The following is a 23,230-nucleotide window of genomic DNA, read 5'->3' on the forward strand; positions in this document are numbered from 1 at the left end:
GAGGTGATGCGTGCACTACGCAAAGGCCAGGCCTCAGCATTTTATTATGGTGATCCCCTGGGCGAAATGCGCCTGGTAAGCAGAGTTTTTGAAATGTAAGGCCTTTGAATAAGACAAAACGCTGCCTCATCGCTAACTTTGCAACAGTGCCCGCTCAGCTGGTTGGTAACTATTTTCAACCCGGACTCCAGATCACCTGGGCCAGCTTCAAGGCAGCGCCGCAGATACTCTGACCGATTACCACCTGAAACCAGGTCTATATAGGCCAAAAGTTCATCTGATACTTTTGCGGTTATTGTTGGCATTCAGTCCTCACTTTGTGCATTTTTTAAACGAAAAAAGGGTGTCTAATACGGTGAAATCATAGTATTACCAAAGTAATAAATAAAAAATGTTTTAAATCAGTAAGTTAGATTAGATTTGTAATACCTGGGTAATACCGCAGCATGGTTAAATTTGGTTTTTTTTCTTTTAAATCAGTGAGATAGCGTGATTTATCACGCTGCGTTAGGTGTATAGCAGGTTAAGGGATAAAAAATCATCTTTTTTTGGTAGGGCGATCTCCGTAGGTTAAGGGTCATTTGGCTAAAAAGCGTCCTATTCTTTGATGGTCATGCTTGCATGACCATCTGAGCAACCAAAAACTACAGATAAACTACAGATAAACTACAAAAAACGTTTTGCCTTAGTGTTGGAAGACTACAAATAGACTACAATAAAACTACAAAGAAACTACAAAAAACGTGACAGACTACAAATAGACTACAAGAAAACTACAGATAAACTACAAAACTCGATTGACCCCTTCTTACGAGTGTTGTAGAGTCATTTTCATACAACGGAGGGGGTTATGAATAAACCAGCAGATCTGAAACCCCGCAACTTATCGGCTGCTGTCAGATTGCGCCTAAATGAAATCGAGAACTGGCTGGACAGAGGGCTAACGCGGCATGAAATTGCTGAAATCCTCGACAGCGAATACAGCTTTTCGGTAACAGCCAAAGGGCTTGAGATGGCACTGTATAGAACGCGGCAAAACCGAAAAAATGTATTGCACAATACACATGATAAGAGTAGCGCGAAGGGTGCAGCGGAAAGTGTATTGCACAATACACAACCGTCTGAGCCTGAAGCGCAGGAAAGTGAAAAAGCAGAGAGTCCCGGCATTATTGATAAAGAATTCTTCAATAAAATCGGTGAGAATTTCGACCCTAAGAAGTTCAACAAAAAATTCTGAGGTGATTTATGAAAGTAGCGGTAATTAATTACAGTGGCAGTGTTCGTAAAACCTTAATTTCATCTTACCTGTTAGCCCCGCGGCTGACTGGTGCAAAGTTCTATGCGGTAGAGACTATCAACCAGTCTGCTTCCGATCTGGGTATTGAAAATGTGACCAGTTTTAAAGGTGACGACTTCTCACGTTTGATTGAGGGGTAATGACTCCAACTTACTGGTAGTGTTTTATGTTCAGATAATGTCCAATGACTTTGTCATGCAGTTCTCCCTTCAGGCGTGATTCATAAAGCGGCCAGTCATCCGTCATCCATACCACGACCTCAAAGGCCGACAGCAGGCCCGGAAGACGCTCCAGCGTGGCCAGAGTGCGTTCACCGAAGACGTGCGCCACAACCGTCCTCCGTATCCTGTCATACGCGTAAAACAACCAGCGCTGGCGTGATTTAGCGCCGACGAACCCCACTGTTCGTCTATTTCCGCGCAAACAATGACGTCACTGCCCGGTTGTATGCGTGAGTTTACCGACTGCGGCCTGAGAGGCGGTGTAAGTGAACTGTAGCTGCCATGTTTTACGGCAGTGAGAGCAGAGATAGCGCTGATGTCCGGCAGTACTTTTACCGTTACGCACCACGCCTTCAGTAGCTGAGCAGGAGGGACAAGTGATGGAGATGGAAGCCACTGGAGCACCTCAAAACCACCATCATACACTAAATCAGCAAGTTGGTAGCATTACCCAGAACTGGACAGAATAGGCTGTATGTCTAACTTCTGGCAGCCAGCAGTGCTCGCCGCAGCCGAGCGACAGGGCGAAGCCCCGAGTGAGCGAGGAAGCACCATGGAACAGTACTCATAAATTCTGCATACGCTCAATGCCTGCAAAATCACCTCCCATAGGGGTTATCCACTTATCCACGGGGATATTTTTATAAGATCTTTTTAAATAGTTGTTAGATTTTTATTTTTAGAATGCCCACAGGCCTTTATCCATGCGGGTTCCAGAGAGGGATCTGTGACAAAACGCCCTTTCAGTGTGACAAATCACCCTCAAATAGCCGCCATTTCTGTGACAAGTTGCCCTTAACCCTGTGACAAATTGCCCTCAGGAAGCGTTGCTTTTCACAAAGTTATCCATCCCTGTTGACTCTGTTTTATGAAGTGTGACAATCTTAAAGTCTGTCACACTTCGCATGGACCTGTCATGGCGGAAATAGCGGTTATAAACCATAAAAAACGTAAAAATAGCCCGCGGATTGTCCAGTCTAACGAGCTGACTGAGGCGGCATATAGTCTCTCCAGGGATCAAAAGCGTATGCTGTATCTGTTCGTTGACCAGATCAGAAAATCCGACGGCTCCCTGCAGGAACATGACGGCATCTGCGAAATTCACGTTGCTAAATACGCTGAAACATTCGGGCTGACCTCCGCTGAAGCCAGTAAGGATATACGACAGGCTTTAAAAGGTTTTGCGGGTAAGGAAGTGGTTTTCTATCGCCCTGAAGAGGATGCCGGCGATGAAAAAGGGTATGAATCCTTTCCCTGGTTTATTAAACGTGCGCACAGCCCATCCAGAGGGCTTTACAGCGTACATATCAACCCATATCTGATTCCCTTCTTCATCGGGTTACAGAACCGGTTTACGCAGTTCCGGCTCAGTGAAACAAAAGAGATTACCAATCCGTACGCCATGCGTTTATACGAATCTCTGTGCCAGTACCGTAAACCTGATGGCTCAGGTGTCGTGTCCCTGAAAATCGACTGGATCATGGAACGCTACCAGCTACCTCAAAGTTACCAGCGTATGCCGGACTTTCGCCGCCGTTTCCTGCAGGCAAGTGTTGACGAGATCAACAGCCGGACACCAATGCGCCTTTCTTACATCGAGAAAAAGAAAGGCCGCCAGACGACGCATATCGTATTTTCCTTCCGTGATATAACCTCCATGACGATTGAATAGTTGAGGGCTATCTGTCACAGATTTAAGGGTGGTTCGTCACATTTGATCTGGAAAGTTGAGGGTGATTTGTCACAGTTTTGCTGTTCCCTCCCTGGCATCCTGCGCTTACTCATAGTTTTTTTGGCTGTAACCGGTAGTGGAGCCAGAATTGAGGGCAATTTGTCACTCTATCCTGAGGGTAGTTTGTCACACTAGATTTTCTCCCTCTTCCCGGGTAATGGTGCCAACTTACTGATTTAGTGTATGATGGTGTTTTTGAGGTGCTCCCGTGGCTTCCATCTCCATCACTTGTCCCTCCTGCTCAGCTACTGAAGGCGTGGTGCGTAACGGTAAAAGTACTGCCGGACATCAGCGCTATCTCTGCTCTCACTGCCGTAAAACATGGCAGCTACAGTTCACTTACACCGCCTCTCAGCCCGGTACACACCAGAAAATTATTGATATGGCCATGAATGGCGTCGGATGTCGCGCCAGTGCACGCATTATGGGCGTTGGCCTCAACACGATTTTACGACACTTAAAAAACTCAGGCCGCAGTCGGTAAACTCACGCATACAACCGGGCAGTGATGTGATTGTCTGCTCTGAAATGGATGAACAGTGTGGTTACGTCGGCGCTAAATCACGCCAGCGCTGGTTGTTTTACGCGTATGACAGGATACGGAGGACGGTTGTTGCACACGTCTTCGGTGAACGTACTATGGCCACGCTGGAGCATCTTCTGAGCCTGCCGTCGGACTTTCAGGGCGCGTGGTTCCTTTTAAACACCAGCTCTGTATCTCTTTTAAAGATCCTTTAATAAATTCTGTAAATCCATAACCTGTTCATCGCCTGCATTGTGGACCGGCTCGGGAGAATGCCCGCCCTTGCAGCGACCAGACGGTCGCGCCGGTTCGGCAACGTCAGTGAGAGCTCCCTTCGCTACGCGACGGGCCCCGGCCGGAGAAGCAAATTAGTTACAGCATTCAAAAGGAAATCCATCATAAAACCGGCGCCGGTTTGCCGGCCAGGTGCCCCTCCCCACCACTGAAAAGCGCCGCCGCCCCGGCCGAAGGCCGGGAGTAGTGTCGCTTTTAATGATGGGTGTTGTAACTACTCTTCTTCATCGCTGTCGGTGGAGCTGCGGGCAGTTCTTTGGTACACGCTCGTAAGCGGCCCTCCGGCCCGCTAACGCGGAGATACGCCCCGGCTGCGGCTGTCGCCACTCCGACCGCGTACAGAGGCATCTGAGACGTTTTTAGCGGGTATAGCTTTGCAGCTACCGCGTTAAGTTCCCTGGTGTCGCTGAGATAGTTGATGAACATCCCCCTAAGCGTCAGCAGCAAGCTGCCGCCGCTAAGGCCCCGGAAATCACGCCCTTTACGTCGTAAACGCCGTAAAGCCCGCTCACCGGGGTTAAAAGGGATTACTTTGACTTCTTCATTGCTGTTAGCGGGTTAAGGCTAATCAGGGCAGGGGGTAGGGTGGCAGAATTTATAGCCCGGCAACCGGCTACGCCGGGCTTTCGGCGCCATTTGACTCCACAGACACATGTAACCTCATCTGGCGCCTCCATGCCGCTGACGCGGCATCAGGAAGTGTAGACTTTAACGTCTGCTTTGTGCCAGGAGCGGAAGTTGTTAATTACAGTTTGCGTGGATCACGGGTCAGGGTCACTCTACTTAATACTACTCGTCCCCACCTTCGGTGATCAGACCTGACTTTTTCAGCTCAACCGCCAGCTCCTGTAAGCTCGGGCGAATTGCTTTTTCCAGACGGGTCATACCATCAATCATCCAGCTAATGATGTCAGGCCAAAGTTCTTTGTTTCCGCCGTCAAATGCTTTTGCACAAACAACCTGGCAGCTTTTTCTCTCAGGCAGTAGTCGCCAATTGAGCATCCCACCAAACTGCGACTCAATATGCGTTTTGCGCTCTGACAGACGCTCAAACAGCCATGTATTTTCTACCGCATCTGAACGTGAAATATTGAGCTGAATGCGAGCATCTTTTTGCGAGAAGATCACTTCAAAAGGCACGCCACTAACCCCCGAACCCGCTGCCAGCCAATGGTCTGTCGTAGGTGCTCGGTTGTTAAATAATGAACATGTGCTGGTACGGAATTTTTCCAGTGCTAACGACCAGAACTCACGGCGTAAATAATGTCGTTGTTGCAGTTCGCTACTGCTTGAGGTGGACTGCTCTTCTGCCTCTTTCTGCGCCATTCCAATCATGTAGGATTCCGCTTCAGGAGTCGGAATGACCTGCCGTATATCGACAAAAACATCCTCGGCAAAGAGGTACGGCGTCGCTTTGAAGCATTGCACTCGGATGCCAAACTGCATTAGCCATAGTGCAGTATTGGTAACTTCTTTGCGGAAATTCGCCGCTACCATGATAACGCGCTGTGTCCCTTTTCGATTGAGCACACCTTCTTTCAAACTTTCCCAGCCCATAAATTCTGCAATAACTTCTGCCGCAGGGCGGATTTCCGAGGGTTCATGTTGTGTAATATAAAGCTGAAAAATTTCGACAACGCTTTCCTGACGAAGGTTGGCGCAGTAACCCGCATACTTCAGCGCCTGCCAGACCACGTCACGCCCTGAATCATCAAGTTTATTCTCGATAATGACCAAGTTGCCTTTTTTGTCGATAGCCAGCAGATCGAGACGTTCGTTAGTCTCATCAAAACCAGCAAACTCTTTCTGAATAATTAAAAGTTCGTCCTCTTTATCATCTTTCTTAGTCAACGCTTGAGGATTGTTTGCCAGCCACTCTTGCAAATGATCGCGTTCGCGAAAACCAAGACTGCTAAAAGAGACTTCCATGAGCGACTTGAGGCTATTGTTTTGCCGATCAATCTTATACATTTTCTATCTCACATCCTGATTGTTTTGCTTCTGGCAGAATTATCTTATTTGGGTTTGAGGGTAATGGAACGGAAACGTACGCTAAGAAGATAATTGTTTGTTTATATTGAAATTTAAATTTCTCAATTCCCCATTTATCATATCCTCCGGTAGCGTGAGCTGACAAGCTCCCTGTTGACTCACACCTAATGCTGCTAGCAATGTCCGTAGATCGCTCATAGCGGACTGCGCTCACTTACTGCTGTGAGCGTTACATTGAGTTTAATGCCAGCCAGGTATAGTCAGGTTGACAGTACTTGTTTCAGACCTTCGTCATTAAAAACGGTTCCGGTCTTCAGGACGCCATAACACCAGTGCACCAGTTTCCGCATCAGCGCGCCAATGGCCACCATTTTAGGTTTACCCCGCAGGCACATCTCATCGTAGGTAATGACTCCAAATTATTGATAGTGTTTTATGTTCAGATAATGCCCGATGACTTTGTCATGCAACTCCACCGATTTTGAGAACGACAGCGACTTCCGTCCCAGCCTTGCCAGATGCTGCCTCAGATTCAGGTTATGCCGCTCATTTCGCTGCGTATATCGCTTGCTGATAACGTGCAGTTTTCCCTTCAGGCGGGATTCATACAGTGGCCAGCCATCCGTCATCCATATCACCCAAAGGGTGACAGCAGGCTCATAAGACGCTCCAGCGTCGCTATAGTGCGTTCACCAAATACGTGCACAACAACCGTCTTCCGGAGCCTGTCATACGCGTAAAACAGCCAGCGCTGCCGCGATTTAGCCCCGACGTAGCCCCACTGTTCGTCCATTTCCGCGCAGACGATGACGTCACTGCCCGGCTGTATGCGCGAGAATACCGACTACGGCCTGAGTTTTTTAAGTGCCGTAAAATCGTGTTGAAGCCAACGCCCATAATGCGGGCGGTTGCCCGGCATCCAACGCCATTCATGGCCATATCAATGATTTTCTGGTGCGTACCGGGTTGAGAGGCGGTGTAAGTAAACTGTAGCTGCCATGTTTTACGGCAGTGAGAGCAGAAATAGCGCTGATGTTCGGCAGTGCTTTTGCCGTTCGCACCACCTCGTCAGTAGCTGAACAGGAGGGACAGCTGATAAAAACAGAAGCCACTGGAGCACCTCAAAAACACCATCATACGCTTAATCAGTAAGTTGGCAGCATCACCGAAACTGCCTACCTGATTCGTTTAGCTACGTTCGTATATGAGTCAGAGAATGAAATTTAAACAGGATGCATCACTTGTTGAAACATGTAAGATAAATCTTATCTACGATATTTAAGGAAAGGCACAGCGTGGCGACTTATCGGGCTTACTACGGGCAGGACAGAGATCGTGAATACTTTGAACGCATATTTCAGTCAGCAAACATCAATTTCATCATTGGCTCAGGAGCATCACTGCCTGCAATCAGCGTGTTAGGTGATATTGAAAGCGAGCTTGAGGCTCTGGTCCGCGCCGGAAATGATGATGAATACTTCAGTAAATCTGAGTCTTTTCTGGACAATGTATGGAAGGCAAACAACGTCCTCCTGAAGCGAAGCAGGCCCGCAGAGGTAATCCTTCCTACTTTAATAGATGATGTCGTATCGACACAAAACAACTACGCGAAGCTCATGCGGGCATTAGAAATGCTTCTAACGAGGCGGCGGACTGGATTGCTACCGCGGCGCATCAACCTTTTTACGACTAACTATGATTTGTTCATTGAGGATGCGGCGGTTAAAAATAACAACGTCATTCTGAATGATGGATTCCGTCAGCGCGCTGATATTTACAACCGGACAGTATTCGATGCCAAATGTTTTTATCAGACCATACACGCAACCGGAAACCTTTATAATTACAGCGTGGAACTACCTACGGTGAATCTCATCAAGCTGCATGGTTCCCTTTCCTGGCATAGCTATGATAAGGAAATCTATTATTCCATTAAGGATATGAAGCCAGTTGCGTTCAATACACCAAAGGAGAAGCAGGACTGGGTTATGTCACATCAACTGGTTCTGCCGCGAAAGGATAAATTTCGTGAAACCTTACTTGAAAACGTGTATTACGATCTACTACGGACTTATTCAAATGAGCTGGATAAAGAAGGCTCTTTGCTTATAGTTTTCGGATTTTCTTTTGCGGATGAGCATATTGAAACCCTTACCAAAAAAGCGCTACGAAACGCCACGCTCAAAATTGTTATATTCGCTTACAACGAGGCGGCTAAAGACCTATTTCTTGGTAAATTCCGAGATTATTCCAACGTTGATGTGGTTTTTACTCCTGGAGCTCCGTTGGACTTCAAAAAGATGAATGAAATTATAACCAGCTTTCTTGGAGGTATGAAATGACCTCCGCTTTTGTTAACGAAGAAGCAGTATTAAGGATCGGTGAGGTTCGTGAAGTATCGGGCAGAACACTCAGCGTGCTTGTCGATAAAAATAAAAATCTGAGTGACCTTTTCTATCACGGTAAGGTGCTCAAAAATGTTTCAGTAGGTAGTTTCATCGAAGTCAAAAAAGGCTTCATGAGTCTGATTGCAAAGGTAGAAACCGAGAAGATTGTCGAGGAAAAATCACCTGTTGGTAGCGGAAGCGATTCGCTTCGCTTCCGACGCTATCTTACAGCCTCACTGGCAGGCTACATTGACCGGAACGGGCGCTTTACTGGCGGAACACGCGAGTTACCCCTTATCGGCAATGAAGTTTTTCTGATGTCTGAGGAACAACTTCATCTTATCCACTCGATCGCGCCAGCGGGCGAGTCTGGGCTGAATTTTTCGCGCACCGATCTCGAAGATATTGATATCACTCTCCCGATAAGCGGCCTTCTCAACTCACACATCGCCATCTTCGGTAATACTGGCAGCGGCAAGTCCAATACTCTGGCCGCGCTTTACCAGCATGGCTATGAGGCCCTGAAAAACCTACTAGGCGAAGGATTCAGAAGTCGGTCACGGTTTCTTTTATTTGATTTCAATGGTGAATATGGTGGGAGAAGTTGCATTACGCGCGACAAGGTTGTTTACAATCTTAGCACGCATGATGAAGAGGGTGATCGCATTCCGATGCCTGCTGAGATACTGCTTGAGCATGAGATTCTCTCTGTCCTGACGGATGCCACCGACAAAACGCAGAAACCTTTCCTGAAGCGAGTACTTGAATTCAAAAAGCGAGTGGAGTCGAAGCTGAACCCTCAGTCATATTTTCGTGAAATTCTGAAACGGCGGGTCACCGAAACTCTGTTTGGTTGCGAAAAGAAAAAAAGTGACGACCTGATTGATTTATTCCGTCCCGTACTTAAGGACGAAGACCTGATAGCAGATATTGAATTTTTTTATAACAACGGCGGCGTATGGCGAACTAAGACAGGTGTTTACTTTTCTAATGAAGAAAATACTCATCAGTGCAATATGTACCAGAGGGCTCAGAATTATGAATTTCCCGAAGATATAATGGAAGAGTTGCTGGACTATATGTATGTTCAGCTAATTATTGAATATCTTTCAAGTCGCTCAAATCCTGAACATCTTTCTCCTGTCATCAACCGAATGAGCGGACTGAAAAAAGATATTCGTAAAATTTTCAATACTGCATCCGGCGGAACCATCTGGGCAGAAACGAACTTTGTTGTCCTGAACCTTAATATGGTCAATCTGACCATGAAAAAAACGCTACCACTTTTAATGGCCAAATGGGCCTATTCAGCAAAAAAAATGGATAAGGTACCGTCCACTCTCCATCTCATCATAGACGAAGCACACAATATCCTTTCGAACACCTCGTTCAGGGAATCAGAAAGCTGGAAGGATTATCGGCTCGAAACGTTTGAAGAGATAATTAAGGAGGGCAGAAAATTTGGCGTCTTTGTGACGATATCCAGTCAGCGACCAAATGATATCTCCCCGACTATCATTTCTCAGGCACATAACTATTTCATTCACCGGTTGATAAATCAGAACGATCTGTATGCTATTGAAAAATCCGTTTCCTACATAGACCGCATGACTGAAGAATCTATTCCAACGCTTGCAACCGGCACCTGCATATTCAGTGGCGTGATCTGCCCTATGCCACTTAAGCTTCGTATAAACGAGCTGTCTTTCCGCAAAAAGCCGCACAGCCATACGCTGAATTTTGAAGACCTAATGCTTTAGCCACGGCTGCCGCTTCTCTGAGCAGAACGGCAGCCTGTCTCCCCGTTCAGTGTGAGCAGATCAGCTAATGCTGGAATCGCGTCCGGCTCGGTCACCTTCATAAACGCCGCCTCAAACTAAAGATTCTTCTTGTAGTACTAGCAGTAATTACAAAAAGTGCTTTTATGCTTTTTAAGCATTGCTTTTATATTTTTAATAATGTCAGTTTTTATCCCTCACTCCTTTCTTTTCTTGAGATCCGAAAACTCCAAGTTCCGGATCTGCTTCAGCCCCGCCGGCGCGCAGCGGCCAGGCAACACAAGATGTAGAGGTGTTTCCAGCTGTCAGTGACCCTATATGTTGTGTCCCTCCCCTCCCCCGTGACCGGCCGCTCACCACCCTGAAAGGGCGCTGTGGTTATTCCGTGTGCGTGGTACACTTCCGGAAACTGTGGAATAACATAAAAGTCGGATCCGGCCAGAGCGGCCGTCAGGTAATTTAATTACGTTGTTATATGGCTGCTTATTATTTTAGTATGTGAAAATCACTCTCGTGAAAGTCACTGTCGCGACAGAGTGGCACTCATCTGACGATGATTGAGGTGTGGTAAAATTGCACGGCTAACTATTCAACTGAGGAAAGGACATGTTTACTGCATTCAATGAGAGAAATGATTTCAGTTATGCTTTTGAAAAAATCCGTAATGCGATTTCCGCGCCAGGAGAAAATAATCTTTATGCTGCAACAGAATTAGGTCTTGGCATTCTGCTCCGTAAATACGAGCAGTTTCGCCAGGAACTGGATGCGGCCGGTGAGCTGGGAAACTGGGAATATGATCTCGATACCTACAATCACTGTATTGCGGTGCTGCAACGTTACTTCACCGGCAATCCATCCGGACTGACAGAACGTGATGCCCGGATTTACAGCCATTACCTGCAGACTGAGCACAAAAGGTTTGTGAAACTGGCTGAAGAGCTGGCTGCCGGCCGCTGACTACGGACAGAGGGCGGGATTTCTCAGGAATATAAAGGGGTAAATGATCAATGACTGATATACAGGCCGCAACTGAGAGTATAGTTGCTGCGACATCCCATCCGGTTTCCGTACAGCTGATTAATCAAGGGGCGGGGATCTGGGGAAACGTGGCAACCGGGCTTATCACTGGCCTGCTTACTGGGGGTATAACACTCACTGGCATCTGGCTGACACATTATTTCACGCTTAAGCGTGAGAGACAGGCGTCAGAAGATAAAATGAAAAAGGAACTGCATTACATTGCCACCGAGTTGGTATTCATGCTTGAACGGTATGCTGAGGGTTGTTTCCGGGTTGTGACGGATGACGGCCAGGATGATGATGCCCCCCAGCCTGAGAGAAAAGCTGTCACGAATTACCCTGAACTGAATCTGATCGATGTCTCCGGTGACTGGCGGACTTTAGAGCCACGTCTTATGTATCGCATCCGTGAACTGCCGGTGCTCCAGGATGAGGCCCACAGGGCAATTGCATATGCCGCCGAATACTCCGACCCTCCTTGGCATAAGGACTATTTCAGGGAACGGCAGTATCAGTTCACGCGCTTGGGCATCAACGCTGTCATTCTTGCCGTCCGTCTGCGCAAGGCAACCGGGATGCCCGAAACACGTCTTACAGGTCATGATGAATGGTCTGCAGTTTCCGTGTTTCGTAAAGTCTGGAGGCGCGAAAGAGCCCTGCGCGCTGCTGAAGCTACCCGCAACAGGGAGTGGAATCAATTAGTGATACCTGATGGAATGTCAAACCAATGAGCGGCCTCTTATCATATTCTCACCCGCAGCAGCCGGCGCAAATGCCGGTGGCCATTGACTATCCCGCCGCGCTGGCCCTGCGCCAGATGGCGCTCGTTCAAGATGAACTACCGAAATACCTGCTGGCACCGGAAGTCAGCGCCCTGCTCCATTATGTGCCCGATTTGCACCGCAAGATGCTGCTGGCAACCCTCTGGAACACCGGCGCACGTATCAACGAGGCGCTGGCGCTGACCCGGGGGGATTTTTCGCTGGTGCCACCGTATCCGTTCGTGCAGCTGGCCACGCTTAAGCAGCGCACCGAAAAAGCGGCCAGGACAGCCGGCCGAGCTCCCGCCGGTAGCCAGGCTCATCGTCTGGTTCCGCTTTCCGATCACCACTACGTCAGCCAGCTGCAGATGATGGTGGCCACCCTGAAAATTCCGCTGGAAAGACGCAACAAGCGTACCGGCAGAACAGAGAAAGCCCGCATCTGGGACATCACCGACCGGACAGTACGGACCTGGATTGGCGAAGCGGTTGAAGCGGCCGCCGTCGACGGGGTGACATTCTCGGTGCCGGTCACCCCGCATACGTTCCGCCACTCCTACGCGATGCATATGCTGTATGCCGGCATACCACTGAAGGTTTTGCAGAGCCTGATGGGCCACAAATCGATTAGCTCGACGGAAGTCTATACGAAGGTGTTCGCACTTGATGTTGCTGCGCGGCATCGAGTTCAGTTTCAGATGCCCGAAGCGGATGCGGTAGCCATGCTGAAAGGGAATATTTAAGTACTTAGGAGAATGATGCTGGCGAACGTCCTGCTCGCCGGGGAGGTCTGTCAGACGTTATCTGGACCAGCTGACGGGAATATCTGCTCTGTATTCCTCATACTGCTCATAGATCGCATGCTGAAGCATCGTAATACGTTCTGACAACCTGTTGGCGTCCGACATATGCCGCCATTCCCCCTCAATAGTGGTTTTCTGTCCATCCGGGAGATTGAGCGTGATCAATACCTTTGTATCACGAATAATCACCCCGTCAGTGAAAGAATTAAGACCACTCCTTACGGTATTATCTATCTGTATAGTTTCAAGTTTCATCTTGTTACCTCCTGTTGACCGGATCCCAAGCATAGATATCTGAATTCAAATTGCCTAGTGAAATGTCTGGATATGCCGCATTTTTCCCCTTATACAGCGAAGCTGGCCAAAGGCCAGCCCGCTTGGATTTATCGCTTTTGCCAGTAGATCAGCATGGCAAGGAACAGGATTGTTGCCCCCTGAGAAGCGGTCAGGAAAGTTTCCAGCAATGACATTATCGTAAAACTCCGCATTATTAATTTCAGGTGTGTGATTCAGGGGCCTTAGTCCCCCTTTTACAGGACGTAGTGTTCTGTCACGACGGAAGCCAGGGTTAATAAAAACGATTCGAATATGTCTGCAGGGACGATAGAAATCTTCGTGCGGGTTGTCTCGCTGTAGCCGGCTCTGGAGAGCGACTCGGGGGAGGAGTAGTATCTTCCGGCCACGGATATGATCGAGCCAGCAGTGCTCGCCGCAGTCGAGCGACAGGGCGAAGCCCCGAGTGAGCGAGGAAGCACCAGGGAACAAAACTTATAAATTCTGCTTACGCTCAATGCCTGAAAAATCACCTCTCCTCGGGGTTATCCACTTATCCACGGGCATATTTTTATAAAGTACTTTTTTATTCTTTTTCTTTATTTTACATCTTTTAGGGAGCCTGAAAGCCGCGTACAGTGCGGCCTGAGAGGGGGCCTGTATGGGCAACTGGTAAACATAATATGGGAAATTAATCACGTATCAGTGGGTTTTGTGTCAACAAGCTATGGGATACGCATCAACAAGCTATGGGAAAGAGGTCAAGTTCAGTTCTCAATTATCCACTTGTGGATAAAGTGCAGATTTTTCCGGTGGATAAGTATCGCGATAGCTTGCAATTTCTGTTTTCACTGTCATTATGGGTGGGTAAAAATTTACCCATAGGCATTGAAATGGATACTCAAGCACTCTTGCCAGCTACTAAAACGTTTAAAAAACGCGCCAGTATAAAGCAATCTAACGAATTGACCGAAGCTGCATATTACCTGCCTCTTCAGGCAAAACGTGTGCTGTGGTTATGCCTCATGCAGGCCTATTTTAATGACAGCCAGGAAGATGACTCTGACGTATTGCCGCTCTTCAAAATCAGCGTTTCCGATTACGTCAAATACTTCAATGTCGCTACGTCTGTCGCCAGTCGTGATGTGAAGGCTGGGGTAAATGCTCTGGGCGAATCAACGGTTACCTTTTATCCAAAAGAAGGTGAGTTTGAAGAAGTTAAACGTCCGTGGCTGGCTGAAGCAGGAATGAAGCGAGGCCGGGGTTCCTGGCAGATTGAATTTAACTACAAGGTCATGCCATTCCTGGTCGGCTTAACCTCCCAGTTCACTACCTATTCTCTCTATGACTGTGGCCAGCTTAATAGTGTTCGTGTCATCCGGCTTTATGAAAGCCTGTGTCAGTTCCGGAGCACTGGTGTCTGGATCACCACACATGACTGGTTATGTGAAAGGTTTATGCTCCCTGCCTCGCAGAAAAACAATATTGCTGAAATGAAGCGTACCTTCCTGGAACCTGCTCTGAAGAAAATTAATGAGAAGACGCCATTAAAGGTAACATATACCACTGAAGAAGATGGTCGCTTGCTGTTTAATTTTCTTGATAAAAAACAATAGTCTGTAATTTTTATTTCCTCCCCCCTTAGTTTGTTGCTGACATATGGGGGGATACTGAACTTGCTGTGTTTCCCATAGTGCTTGCCTAACTTGACCTGTTTCCCGCAATCGCGGCTGTCTGCGTAGTTGACCTGTTTCCCACAGTCCGGGCCGTCTGCGGAGTTGACCTGTTTCCCACAGTCCCGGTCGTCTGCAAAGTTGACCTGTTTCCCACAGTCCCGGTCGTCTGCAAAGTTGACCTGTTTCCCACAGTCCGGGCCGTACGCGGAGTTGACCTGTTTCCCACACTCCCGACCGTCCGAGAAGTTGACCTGTTTCCCATAGTCCGGGCCGTCCGAGAAGCTGACCTGTTTCCCTTAGTCCGGGCCGTCCGCGAAGTTGACCTGTTCCCCACACTCCCGGCCGCCCGCGAAGTTGACCTGTTTCCCACAGTCCGGGCCGTCTGCAAAGTTGACCTGTTTCCCACAGTCCCGGCCGCCCGCGAAGTTGACCTGTTTCCCATAATCCGGGCCGTCCGCGAAGTTGACCTGTTCCCCACACTCCCGGCCGCCCGTGAAGTTGACCTGTTTCCCATAGTCCGGGCCGTCCGCGAAGTTGACCTGTTTCCCATAGTCCGGAGCGTCCATTAAAGTTGACCTGTTTCCCACAGAGGATGGAAAACTCTTCTTGTGCTGAGCGTAAGAGCTATCTGCCGGAACGGTTCCTCTTCGCTTCCTCGCCAGTTCGCTCGCTACGCTCGGTTACATGGCTGCGGCGAGCGCTGATACATAAGGCTCAGCATTGCACTGGTCGTAACTAAAATCAGAATCCTTCTGAATGACTCTCCTGTCTTGCAAGTTGAATACCTTTCTCAAAGCCCTTTTGTATGAGTTGCTGTTGATGGTCAAAAGTGCGTCTGCGTGTTGCTGCAGTGTGATTTAGTAGCACGCCCGTCGAGCTTCATCCCCCTTCTGTTGAGAGCGAAATCAAAACAATATGATTTTTTTCTTGCAACATGACACTTTTTGTTCAAAATGACAAAAAACGTCATGAGGTGATAAATGGACAATATTGAGCAGTTACGGAAAGTCGCTACACGTGCAGGTAAGCTTCTGACATCTTTGAGCGAAAGTATCCGACAGCAAAAAGAGGAATTGAAGCTTACCGAGTTCTATCAGGAATACAGCAAAGCCGCTCTGTATAAGCTGCCTAAGCTCAGTAAAGGCAGTGTTGAGTATGCTGTGTCCGAAATGGAAGCCGGTGGCTACATTTTTAAAAAGAAACCTTCTGGTAATACGATGAAATACGCGATGACGATTCAGAATGTCATCGATCTGTATAACCATCGTAAAGTACCGAAGTACAGGGATCGCTTCGATAAAGCCTTTACGATTTTTGTATGTAATCTTAAAGGTGGTGGTTCCAAGACAGTTTCTACCGCTTCATTATCACATGCTTTTCGAGCTCATCCTCAGCTTCTGTTCGAAGACCTGCGTATTCTGGCCATCGATTTCGATCCGCAGGCATCTCTGACAATGTTCCTGAGCCATGAGAATTCAGTGGGCTTGGTTGAAAATACGGCTGCTCAGGCCATGCTCCAGAACGTGTCTCGTGAAGAATTACTTTCCGATTTTATAGTACCGTCTATTATCCCTGGTGTTGATGTAATCCCCGCTTCCATTGACGATGCATTCCTTGCTGAAGGCTGGAAGGGATTGTGTGAAGAACATCTGCCAGGGAAAAATATTCATGCGGTGCTTAAAGAGAACATTATCGACAAGCTCCAGCATGACTACGACTTTATTTTCCTTGATAGTGGTCCTCACCTTGATGCGTTCCTGAAAAACTGCATTGGGGCGGCAGACCTGATGTTGACCCCTCTTCCACCGGCGACGGTTGATTTTCATTCTTCCCTGAAGTTTGTGGCCAGCCTCCCTGCCCTCATAGATTCCATCGAAATGGATGGGCACACCTGCAATCTCATCGGTAATGTCGGCTTCATGTCCAAGATCCTGAACAAGTCTGATCACAAAATTTGCCATAGTCAGGCCAAAGAGGTTTTCGGTGCCGATATGCTAGACATGGTTCTGCCAAGACTGGATGGTTTCGAACGTTGTGGGGAGACTTTTGACACAGTTATTTCAGCAAATCCAGCAACCTATGATGGAAGTACAGAGGCACTAAAAAGCGCAAAATCAGCAGCGGAAGACTTTGCGAAGGCAGTCTTTGATCGCATCGAGTTCATTCGTACTAACGGAGGTATGTGATGTCGAATGAGAAAAGAAAAACCATCGGCAGACAGTTAAATACTCAGGCGTCAATGCTCGAAATGGCTGACACCGGTAGAAGTCAGGTATTTACCTTAAAAACCGGCAGGAAGGTAACGTTCAGGTTTGTTCGGGTGCCTGCATCTGAAGTTGAAAGTAAGACCTTCGTAAACCAGGAAAACAATGGAAGAGATCAACTTGCACTGACCAGGGAGTCTCTGAAATCCATTATCCAGACGATTAAGTTTCAGCAGTTCTTTCCCTGTATTGGTATTAAGCAAAGTGAAAGGATTGAGATACTGGATGGTTCAAGACGGCGAGCCTCAGCAATTTTTGTCCGTACAGGCCTTGATGTAATGGTTACCGAAGAACATTTATCAGCTGATGAAGCTCGCCAACTGGCTAAAGATATCCAGACAGCTAAAGAACATAATCTTCGGGAGATTGGTCTGAGATTGATCGCTCTTAAAGAGTCCGGATTTAATCAAAAGGAAATTGCTGAACTGGAGGGATTATCTCAGGCTAAAGTTACCAGGGCGCTGCAGGCGGCGGCCGTACCGCAAGACTTAATTTCTCTGTTCCCGGTTCAGTCGGAGCTATCGTTTAGTGATTATAAACTTCTTTTAGAAGTTAATGAAAAACTCGGTGAAAAGGGATTAACGCCTGAAGAACTCATTCAGTCTGTATCAGCTCAGCTCGATGCAATTTTGAGTGATGGCGAGCGACCAGAAGACGAACAGAAAGCCAGTATTCTGAAGCTGATTTCTCAGGCATCTCAGGCATTGATAGATCCATCTCCCAAGGAAAAGTCAGTGGTTTCCCCACTCTGGTCTTTTGAAGAAAAGGACAAGTTCGCGCGTAAGCGTGTGAAAGGGCGCACGCTGACTTATGAGTTTAGCCGTATGTCAAAAGTGATTCAGGATGAACTGGACAAGGCTATCAACGAAGTCCTTGACAGAAATTTGAGTCAATAATTTCGCCATGGCGATTTCACATCTAACTTATTGTAATTAGGCAGTTTAGGTTGAGAATTTCACGGTGAAATCGCCATGGTTTCACGCCAGTTTCGCTGCAGGAATATCTGACCATCGTGTCGTATAAGCAGGAGAAAGCATCTCCCGTTTCATCTGCCATTCCGGGGCCATACCCCGCCCCGCAAACCATACTTTACCCAGCCCTGAGTTGTTGATCCCGTCCAGAACCCTCATCAGCTCAGCACTGTGAGGGCGTGGCGGGCGTTCGTCGAACAGTTGCAGCTGCGAAACTCCGGAGCCGGTGAAGTCATTCAGCATAACTCCGGCTTTGGCATACCGGTGCCCATCCCTCCAGATACGCTCCAGAGCCGTTGTAGCGGCTGCAATGATGTCCCTGGTGTCCTGAGTGGGTGTAAGAAGTTTTTCCGTAGCCACGTTGCCGTAGTAAGGCTCTTTAATGGCGAACGGAGACGTTTTGATGAAAACGGAAATATGCCGGCAATACTGGTGCTCTTTACGCAGTTTTTCAGAGGCCCGCTCTGCGTGCTGACAGATAGCCTGACGGAGTGACTCGTACTCCGTGATCTTCACGCCAAAACTGCGGCTGCAGACAATTTGCTGTTTCGTCGGAGGGGCTTCCTCAAGCGAAAGGCAGCTTTCCCCGTTCAGTTCCCGTACCGTTCGCTCAAGGACGACAGAAAAATTTTTGCGGATGAAGGCCGGGTTCGTCAGAGCCAGATCGAGCGCGGTTTTTATGCCCAGCACATTTAGCTTGCGTGCAATACGGTTACCCACCCCCCAGATTTCTTCAACCGGCTGCAGTGAAAGCAGTTTCCGCGTCCTTTGCGGATTTCCCCTGGTCAGAGCGAGTACGCCATGAAACTGTTTCCACTCTTTTGAGGCCCACTGGGCTGATTTTGCGAGGGTTTTCGTTGGTCCGGCGCCCACGCCAATGGTCAGGCGGGTACAGTCATACACCTGCTGACGCAGCTGCCGGGCGAAGTCCTCAAGCCCCATACAGTGCTCCACGCCGGTCAGGTCGAGGAACATCTCATCAATTGAATACTGTTCCACCCTGGGGGCCAGTTCCTCCAGGCAGTTCATCACGCGCGCCGATATCGAGGCGTAAAGTTCATAATTACTTGAAAACGCATATATTTTTTCCGGGTATCTTTCGTTTTTTATCTGAAACCACGGAGTTCCCATTTTGATCCAGGGCTTCGCCTCGGCACTGCGAGCGATTACATTCCCGTCGTTGTTGCTCAGGACGACTATCGGCTTTCCTTTCAAATCCGGGCGGAAAACACGTTCACAGCTGGCATAGAAGCTGTTCACATCGGCCAGGGCAAACATCAGTACATCTCCCTCGGGCGGTGGATGATATGCGTGACGACGCCAAAGATATCCAGCTCGTCGGGATCAGGATAAATCGGCGACCAGGAGGCATTCATGGGCTGCAGCGTCAGTCGCGGCGTCAGCAGAAGCCGTTTCACCGTAAACTCCCCCTGCATGCTGGCGACAACGATATCGCCGTGCCGCGGCTTTTCAGCACTGTCCACAACCAGCAGATCGCCATTGTACAGACTGCCGTCGGCCATGCTGTCTCCGCTGGCACGCAGGTAGTACGTCGCGCTCGGATGCCGTATGCAGTAATCATGGAGATCCAGATCGGACTCGACATAGTCAGCAGCAGGGCTGGGAAAACCGCAGCTGGCCAGATCGGCAAACAATGGATGGGCCTGTGGCGGGAGTTCTTTCCCGGTGCTGAAAAGTTGTAGTTTCATCTTTCCTCCTGACACTCTAATTTTACTGGTTATACATACAGTGTGCGCCGGGAGACCGGTAGAGATCAAGGGGTGAAAGTCCCCGACCATTGAAGGACCAGCAATCCACAAGGTCCCCGAGTCATGCGTTGCATACCGCGAGGTATGGGGCGAAGCGTTGACAGGGGTGTTGACAGGCCAGCCATTGAGCCACGAAATGTATATTAAATTACCGGGTGCCGACGTTGTACTGTTAACGGAAGGCAACATCATAGGGTGCGATACTGCGAGTGCCACATGGACCCGGCGGGGTCTGAGACCCTGGCATGTCAATACGATCTCTACGCGGGAACCGGGAGATCTCCCCTCTGACCATCTGCCAGTGTCGGAGATGGCCCGCACCGGGAAGACGAGGAGTCATAGCCGGTGATGTACGGAGAGGAGAAGTCGGACTCGCTCATAGTAGCGGCGAAGCAGGCGAACAACCCGAAAGGAGCGGAGTCAGTGGAGCGAAGGAGCGGGGCCAAGGGGAACGCGGAACAGCCACACATGCGCCGGACACAGAGCCGGGAAAGCATGTCACAGAGGCTGTCACGCGTGCGGGAAGCTGCGAAGCAGCGGAAGAAAGAACGGTTTACAGCATTGTTCCACCTGCTGACAGTCGAAGCACTGGAAGCCGCATTCCTCTCCCTGAGCAGGAAAGCGGCCGCCGGAGTGGATGGCATCAGGTGGATGGACTACGCCGGAAACATGAAGAACAACATAACAGATCTGCACCGGAGGCTACATCAGGGCAGCTACAGGGCGCAGCCCGGCAGGCGTCACTACATCCCAAAAGCGGATGGAAAACAACGCCCGCTCGGCATCGCCTCGCTGGAGGACAAGATCGTCCAGTATGCGCTGGTGAAAATCCTGAACGCAGTCTATGAAAACGACTTTATGGGGTTCTCATACGGGTTCAGACCCGGGCGAAGCCAGCACGATGCACTGGACGCACTGGCCACAGGGCTGGTACGCACTAACGTAAACTGGGTACTGGATGCCGACATCAGTCAGTTCTTTGACAGGGTGAGCCACGAATGGCTGATCAGGTTCACAGAGCATCGGATCGGCGACCGGAGGGTAATCAGGCTCATACGTAAGTGGCTCACAGCCGGGACGTCGGAGGAGGGTCAATGGCGAGCAACGGAGGAAGGCACCCCACAGGGTGCGGTCATCTCACCGCTGCTGGCAAACATATACCTCCACTACGTCTTCGATCTGTGGGCGCATCAGTGGCGACGTCGCTATGCCACAGGCAATGTGGTAATGGTCAGATACGCCGATGACATCGTCATCGGGTTCGACAAACGATACGATGCCCGGCGCTTCCGTATAGCCATGCAGCGCAGACTGAGGGAGTTCGGACTCACGGTTCACCCGGAGAAAACCCGTCTGATGGAGTTCGGCCGCTTCGCTGCCGAAAACCGTGCCATCAGGGGAAAAGGCAAACCAGAAACGTTCAACTTCCTCGGGTTCACGCACATCAGCGGGAAAGATCGCAACGGCAGGTTCATGCTGATACGAAAGACCCGCCGGGATCGGATGACGGCAACTCTGAAAGCCATCAAAGACGGTCTGCGAAGGCGCTGGCATTACTCAATCCCCGAACAGGGAAAATGGCTCAGGAGAGTGGTTCAGGGATACCTGAACTATCACTCGGTACCGGGCAACTTCCCCACCATGCAGAAGTTCAGGACACACGTAACAAACCTCTGGCGCCGGGCGCTCAGGCGCAGGAGCCAGAAGGATGATACGACCTGGACGAAAGCAAACAAACTGGCAGCCGCATGGCTACCAAGGGTTCGGGTTCTTCATCCATGGCCTGTGGAGCGGTTCACCGCCAGACACCCGAGGCAGGAGCCCGGTGCGTAAATCGCGCACGCCGGGATCTGTGCGGGGGGTATCCGGTAACGGGTATCCCTACCGCGACATAAAGGGCGGTGAAATTTCTGCAAGTGATGGGGGAGTGCCGGTCAGAACGTCCCCGAAAACAAACCGCCCCCGGATTCAGGAAGGGCGAACTGACCGGCTGCGGCAGTGTAACACCGCACACCACAAAGGCAGCACTGACGTCGTCAGTGCTTTTTTTACCTGTCCTCCGGACGCTGAAGGGCGATTTCACCCGTGCAGCTAAAGGGGCGGTAAGTCCGGGTGTGCACATCGTCATTTTCTCCTGTGATGCCTTTCTCCTGCGTATCAGCTTCCGGTAATCGTCCCCCGTCACAACCTGGTCAGCAAGGGTAAATGGCACGCTGCGCGCCCTTGCAGACCAGAACGACTCCGGGCAGGCCGAACCGTCAGGCGATACGAAGACGAAATTCACACTGACGGAGAAACAGCCATGACGATGAACCTGCACACTCAGACAACCGCCCCTAAAGCTTCACAGGCGACCAGCGTATCCCCGCTGGAGCAGTCAGGCTCCTCAAAAACGAAATTTTCCAGGGGCAAAAGCAAAGCCCGTGCTGGCGCAGTCAAAACAGACCTTTACCAGACCGTAACGGACAGCATCATTGCAGCCCTGGAAAGCGGCGTTAAACCGTGGGTGTGCCCGTGGGTTCGCAACGGCGCAGCGGCGGGATTACCGGCCAACTTCAGCACCGGCACGGCATACAGCGGAATTAATATCATGCTGCTGTGGTGTAGTGCGGCAAAACAGGGTTTTCAGGACGAGCGCTGGCTGACCTACAAACAGGCGCAGGAGCTGGGCGGCCAGGTTCGTAAAGGTGAACACGGCACGACGGCCATCTTTTACAAGACTCTGGAGAAAGAGGACGAGGACGGGGAAATCGAAAAAATCCCGATGCTGAAAGCCTTTACCGTGTTTAACGTGGAGCAAATCGACGGCCTGAGCATCGAGAGCGTGCCGCAGCCGGTTGCCGGTTTCGATCCGCTGCCGCAGGCGGAAGCACTCATGACCCGGAGCGGGGCAAAAATCACCGAGCAGGGCGTAAAGGCGTTCTATCGTCCGGCCACCGATGAAATCGTCCTGCCAGAGCGGTTCCGCTTCGCGGACGCGGCGAACTTCTACGCCACCGGCCTGCATGAGCTGGTTCACTGGACGGGGGCAGCGTCCCGCCTCAATCGTGAAAAAGGCAATAAGTTTGGCTCTGAGGCGTATGCGTTTGAGGAACTGATCGCCGAGCTGGGCAGCGCGTTTCTGATGGCGGATTTGGGAATTACGGGAGAGGTGCAGCATGAAAGCTATATCGCGTCCTGGCTGAAAGCCCTGAAGGGAGACAAGCGCTACATCTTTAAAGCGGCGGCAGCGGCCTCAAAAGCGCACCGCTGGCTGATGGACTGCTGACAGCTGGAGCCCTGCGGTGCAGGGCTTCAGAATTTTTGAAAGAGAGAGAATCAGGGAGGGAATTATATAAGTCACTGTTTTTTATAATTCTGTAACGCGGCCGGCATCAGCTGCAGGACGTCCTGCAGCTGATGCCGGCACGGGAAAAAAAACAGGACAGATTCAAAAAAAATGAACCCTTTTTCAGGCGGCAGCCGTTAC

Annotated in this window: 22 protein-coding genes and 5 pseudogenes; 16 read left to right on the forward strand and 11 right to left on the reverse strand. The window is 49.7% G+C overall.

Features of this window, described 5'->3' with window-relative positions:
• The 3 genes and pseudogenes from ACOTXC_RS21670 to ACOTXC_RS21680 all read left to right on the forward strand — a co-directional run.
• Positions 1–99, forward strand: a pseudogene (locus ACOTXC_RS21670) (IS6 family transposase); the annotation flags it as partial.
• 751 nt (positions 100–850) lie between these two features.
• Positions 851–1,237, forward strand: coding sequence for a plasmid stabilization protein StbA (gene stbA, locus ACOTXC_RS21675; RefSeq protein ID WP_001039463.1), 387 nt, complete (start codon positions 851–853; stop codon positions 1,235–1,237).
• Between the two features lie 8 nt (positions 1,238–1,245).
• A complete protein-coding gene (locus ACOTXC_RS21680; RefSeq protein WP_000861580.1) occupies positions 1,246–1,437 on the forward strand; it encodes a hypothetical protein in 192 nt (63 codons plus the stop codon).
• A gap of 10 nt (positions 1,438–1,447) precedes the next feature.
• On the opposite strand, the pseudogene ACOTXC_RS21685 reads toward ACOTXC_RS21680, so the two are convergent.
• Positions 1,448–1,915: pseudogene (locus ACOTXC_RS21685) on the reverse strand (IS1 family transposase).
• A gap of 519 nt (positions 1,916–2,434) precedes the next feature.
• Here ACOTXC_RS21685 and repE point away from each other — a divergent pair.
• A complete protein-coding gene (repE, locus tag ACOTXC_RS21690) occupies positions 2,435–3,190 on the forward strand; it encodes a replication initiation protein RepE (protein ID WP_000807690.1) in 756 nt (251 codons plus the stop codon).
• 268 nt (positions 3,191–3,458) lie between these two features.
• Positions 3,459–3,931, forward strand: a pseudogene (locus ACOTXC_RS21695) (IS1 family transposase); the annotation flags it as partial.
• 925 nt (positions 3,932–4,856) lie between these two features.
• Here ACOTXC_RS21695 and ACOTXC_RS21700 read toward each other — a convergent pair.
• The 5 genes and pseudogenes from ACOTXC_RS21700 to ACOTXC_RS21720 form a co-directional block, all read right to left on the reverse strand.
• Positions 4,857–6,038, reverse strand: a complete 1,182-nt coding sequence (locus ACOTXC_RS21700; RefSeq protein ID WP_094686392.1) for a DUF4268 domain-containing protein — start codon at positions 6,036–6,038, stop codon at positions 4,857–4,859.
• Positions 6,039–6,319: 281 nt separating this feature from the next.
• Positions 6,320–6,463, reverse strand: a pseudogene (locus ACOTXC_RS21705) (IS110 family transposase); the annotation flags it as partial.
• A gap of 15 nt (positions 6,464–6,478) precedes the next feature.
• The gene (locus ACOTXC_RS21710; protein ID WP_047715686.1) at positions 6,479–6,688 is read right to left on the reverse strand and encodes an IS1 family transposase; all 210 of its coding nucleotides are present in this window, start codon (positions 6,686–6,688) and stop codon (positions 6,479–6,481) included.
• Between the two features lie 5 nt (positions 6,689–6,693).
• A complete protein-coding gene (locus tag ACOTXC_RS21715; protein WP_353622627.1) occupies positions 6,694–6,852 on the reverse strand; it encodes an IS1 family transposase in 159 nt (52 codons plus the stop codon).
• Positions 6,853–6,988: 136 nt separating this feature from the next.
• Complete coding sequence (locus tag ACOTXC_RS21720) at positions 6,989–7,171, reverse strand: IS1 family transposase (protein WP_350339070.1); 183 nt, start codon at positions 7,169–7,171, stop codon at positions 6,989–6,991.
• Between the two features lie 183 nt (positions 7,172–7,354).
• On the opposite strand from ACOTXC_RS21720, the gene ACOTXC_RS21725 reads away from it, so the two are divergent.
• From ACOTXC_RS21725 to ACOTXC_RS21750, 6 genes and pseudogenes are all read left to right on the forward strand, one after another.
• Positions 7,355–8,401, forward strand: a complete 1,047-nt coding sequence (locus ACOTXC_RS21725; RefSeq protein WP_032621004.1) for an SIR2 family protein — start codon at positions 7,355–7,357, stop codon at positions 8,399–8,401.
• Positions 8,398–10,206, forward strand: a complete 1,809-nt coding sequence (locus ACOTXC_RS21730) for an ATP-binding protein (protein WP_032413492.1) — start codon at positions 8,398–8,400, stop codon at positions 10,204–10,206. Before ACOTXC_RS21725 ends, ACOTXC_RS21730 begins: the two co-directional genes overlap by 4 nt.
• Before the next feature lie 235 nt (positions 10,207–10,441).
• Positions 10,442–10,687, forward strand: a pseudogene (locus tag ACOTXC_RS21735) (hypothetical protein); the annotation flags it as partial.
• Between the two features lie 143 nt (positions 10,688–10,830).
• Positions 10,831–11,181, forward strand: a complete 351-nt coding sequence (locus tag ACOTXC_RS21740; RefSeq protein WP_000493378.1) for a hypothetical protein — start codon at positions 10,831–10,833, stop codon at positions 11,179–11,181.
• A gap of 50 nt (positions 11,182–11,231) precedes the next feature.
• Positions 11,232–11,975, forward strand: a complete 744-nt coding sequence (locus ACOTXC_RS21745; protein ID WP_000129823.1) for a hypothetical protein — start codon at positions 11,232–11,234, stop codon at positions 11,973–11,975.
• The gene (locus tag ACOTXC_RS21750) at positions 11,972–12,748 is read left to right on the forward strand and encodes a site-specific integrase (protein WP_000015958.1); all 777 of its coding nucleotides are present in this window, start codon (positions 11,972–11,974) and stop codon (positions 12,746–12,748) included. Before ACOTXC_RS21745 ends, ACOTXC_RS21750 begins: the two co-directional genes overlap by 4 nt.
• A gap of 57 nt (positions 12,749–12,805) precedes the next feature.
• On the opposite strand, the gene ACOTXC_RS21755 is transcribed toward ACOTXC_RS21750, so the two are convergent.
• Together ACOTXC_RS21755 and ACOTXC_RS21760 are read right to left on the reverse strand one after the other, a co-directional pair.
• Entirely contained in the window at positions 12,806–13,063 is a 258-nt protein-coding gene (locus ACOTXC_RS21755) for a hypothetical protein (RefSeq protein WP_000764642.1), read from the reverse strand.
• A gap of 128 nt (positions 13,064–13,191) precedes the next feature.
• Entirely contained in the window at positions 13,192–13,296 is a 105-nt protein-coding gene (locus ACOTXC_RS21760; RefSeq protein WP_032409716.1) for a hypothetical protein, read from the reverse strand.
• A 534-nt stretch (positions 13,297–13,830) separates the two neighbouring features.
• On the opposite strand from ACOTXC_RS21760, the gene ACOTXC_RS21765 reads away from it, so the two are divergent.
• Positions 13,831–14,697: a replication initiation protein gene (locus ACOTXC_RS21765; RefSeq protein WP_004118283.1), complete on the forward strand. Its 867-nt coding sequence runs from the start codon at positions 13,831–13,833 to the stop codon at positions 14,695–14,697.
• A 356-nt stretch (positions 14,698–15,053) separates the two neighbouring features.
• Here ACOTXC_RS21765 and ACOTXC_RS21770 read toward each other — a convergent pair whose 3' ends face one another.
• Positions 15,054–15,323 (reverse strand): hypothetical protein, encoded by a 270-nt coding sequence (locus ACOTXC_RS21770; protein ID WP_000339857.1) that lies wholly within the window; start codon positions 15,321–15,323, stop codon positions 15,054–15,056.
• Between the two features lie 414 nt (positions 15,324–15,737).
• Between ACOTXC_RS21770 and ACOTXC_RS21775 the strand changes: the two genes are divergently transcribed.
• Complete coding sequence (locus ACOTXC_RS21775) at positions 15,738–16,943, forward strand: AAA family ATPase (protein WP_000368714.1); 1,206 nt, start codon at positions 15,738–15,740, stop codon at positions 16,941–16,943.
• A complete protein-coding gene (locus tag ACOTXC_RS21780) occupies positions 16,943–17,917 on the forward strand; it encodes a ParB family protein (RefSeq protein ID WP_000064120.1) in 975 nt (324 codons plus the stop codon). Before ACOTXC_RS21775 ends, ACOTXC_RS21780 begins: the two co-directional genes overlap by 1 nt.
• 81 nt (positions 17,918–17,998) lie before the next feature.
• Here ACOTXC_RS21780 and ACOTXC_RS21785 read toward each other — a convergent pair whose 3' ends face one another.
• Together ACOTXC_RS21785 and umuD are read right to left on the reverse strand one after the other, a co-directional pair.
• Positions 17,999–19,270, reverse strand: a complete 1,272-nt coding sequence (locus ACOTXC_RS21785) for a Y-family DNA polymerase (protein WP_004118291.1) — start codon at positions 19,268–19,270, stop codon at positions 17,999–18,001.
• Positions 19,270–19,701, reverse strand: coding sequence for a translesion error-prone DNA polymerase V autoproteolytic subunit (umuD, locus tag ACOTXC_RS21790; RefSeq protein WP_000776034.1), 432 nt, complete (start codon positions 19,699–19,701; stop codon positions 19,270–19,272). The genes ACOTXC_RS21785 and umuD overlap by 1 nt, the downstream gene beginning before the upstream one ends.
• A 405-nt stretch (positions 19,702–20,106) precedes the next feature.
• On the opposite strand from umuD, the gene ltrA reads away from it, so the two are divergent.
• Positions 20,107–21,594, forward strand: a complete 1,488-nt coding sequence (ltrA, locus tag ACOTXC_RS21795) for a group II intron reverse transcriptase/maturase (RefSeq protein WP_004178082.1) — start codon at positions 20,107–20,109, stop codon at positions 21,592–21,594.
• 469 nt (positions 21,595–22,063) lie between these two features.
• Positions 22,064–23,029: an ArdC family protein gene (locus tag ACOTXC_RS21800; protein ID WP_001776122.1), complete on the forward strand. Its 966-nt coding sequence runs from the start codon at positions 22,064–22,066 to the stop codon at positions 23,027–23,029.
• The last annotated feature ends 201 nt before the right edge of the window (positions 23,030–23,230 follow it).

The sequence above is a fragment of the Enterobacter cloacae complex sp. IR5428 genome (assembly GCF_049238585.1).
Classification (GTDB): domain Bacteria; phylum Pseudomonadota; class Gammaproteobacteria; order Enterobacterales; family Enterobacteriaceae; genus Enterobacter; species Enterobacter intestinihominis.

Excerpts from the sequence above, each read along its gene's own strand:
- stbA (WP_001039463.1), top strand. The coding sequence starts at position 851 with ATGAATAAACCAGCAGATCTGAAACCCCGCAACTTATCGGCTGCTGTC.
- ACOTXC_RS21680 (WP_000861580.1), top strand. The coding sequence starts at position 1,246 with ATGAAAGTAGCGGTAATTAATTACAGTGGCAGTGTTCGTAAAACCTTA.
- repE (WP_000807690.1), top strand. The coding sequence starts at position 2,435 with ATGGCGGAAATAGCGGTTATAAACCATAAAAAACGTAAAAATAGCCCG.
- ACOTXC_RS21700 (WP_094686392.1), bottom strand. The coding sequence starts at position 6,038 with ATGTATAAGATTGATCGGCAAAACAATAGCCTCAAGTCGCTCATGGAA.
- ACOTXC_RS21710 (WP_047715686.1), bottom strand. The coding sequence starts at position 6,688 with ATGACGGATGGCTGGCCACTGTATGAATCCCGCCTGAAGGGAAAACTG.
- ACOTXC_RS21715 (WP_353622627.1), bottom strand. The coding sequence starts at position 6,852 with ATGGACGAACAGTGGGGCTACGTCGGGGCTAAATCGCGGCAGCGCTGG.
- ACOTXC_RS21730 (WP_032413492.1), top strand. The coding sequence starts at position 8,398 with ATGACCTCCGCTTTTGTTAACGAAGAAGCAGTATTAAGGATCGGTGAG.
- ACOTXC_RS21740 (WP_000493378.1), top strand. The coding sequence starts at position 10,831 with ATGTTTACTGCATTCAATGAGAGAAATGATTTCAGTTATGCTTTTGAA.
- ACOTXC_RS21745 (WP_000129823.1), top strand. The coding sequence starts at position 11,232 with ATGACTGATATACAGGCCGCAACTGAGAGTATAGTTGCTGCGACATCC.
- ACOTXC_RS21750 (WP_000015958.1), top strand. The coding sequence starts at position 11,972 with ATGAGCGGCCTCTTATCATATTCTCACCCGCAGCAGCCGGCGCAAATG.
- ACOTXC_RS21755 (WP_000764642.1), bottom strand. The coding sequence starts at position 13,063 with ATGAAACTTGAAACTATACAGATAGATAATACCGTAAGGAGTGGTCTT.
- ACOTXC_RS21760 (WP_032409716.1), bottom strand. The coding sequence starts at position 13,296 with ATGCGGAGTTTTACGATAATGTCATTGCTGGAAACTTTCCTGACCGCT.
- ACOTXC_RS21765 (WP_004118283.1), top strand. The coding sequence starts at position 13,831 with ATGGGAAAGAGGTCAAGTTCAGTTCTCAATTATCCACTTGTGGATAAA.
- ACOTXC_RS21770 (WP_000339857.1), bottom strand. The coding sequence starts at position 15,323 with ATGGACGCTCCGGACTATGGGAAACAGGTCAACTTCGCGGACGGCCCG.
- ACOTXC_RS21775 (WP_000368714.1), top strand. The coding sequence starts at position 15,738 with ATGGACAATATTGAGCAGTTACGGAAAGTCGCTACACGTGCAGGTAAG.
- ACOTXC_RS21780 (WP_000064120.1), top strand. The coding sequence starts at position 16,943 with ATGTCGAATGAGAAAAGAAAAACCATCGGCAGACAGTTAAATACTCAG.
- ACOTXC_RS21785 (WP_004118291.1), bottom strand. The coding sequence starts at position 19,270 with ATGTTTGCCCTGGCCGATGTGAACAGCTTCTATGCCAGCTGTGAACGT.
- umuD (WP_000776034.1), bottom strand. The coding sequence starts at position 19,701 with ATGAAACTACAACTTTTCAGCACCGGGAAAGAACTCCCGCCACAGGCC.
- ACOTXC_RS21800 (WP_001776122.1), top strand. The coding sequence starts at position 22,064 with ATGACGATGAACCTGCACACTCAGACAACCGCCCCTAAAGCTTCACAG.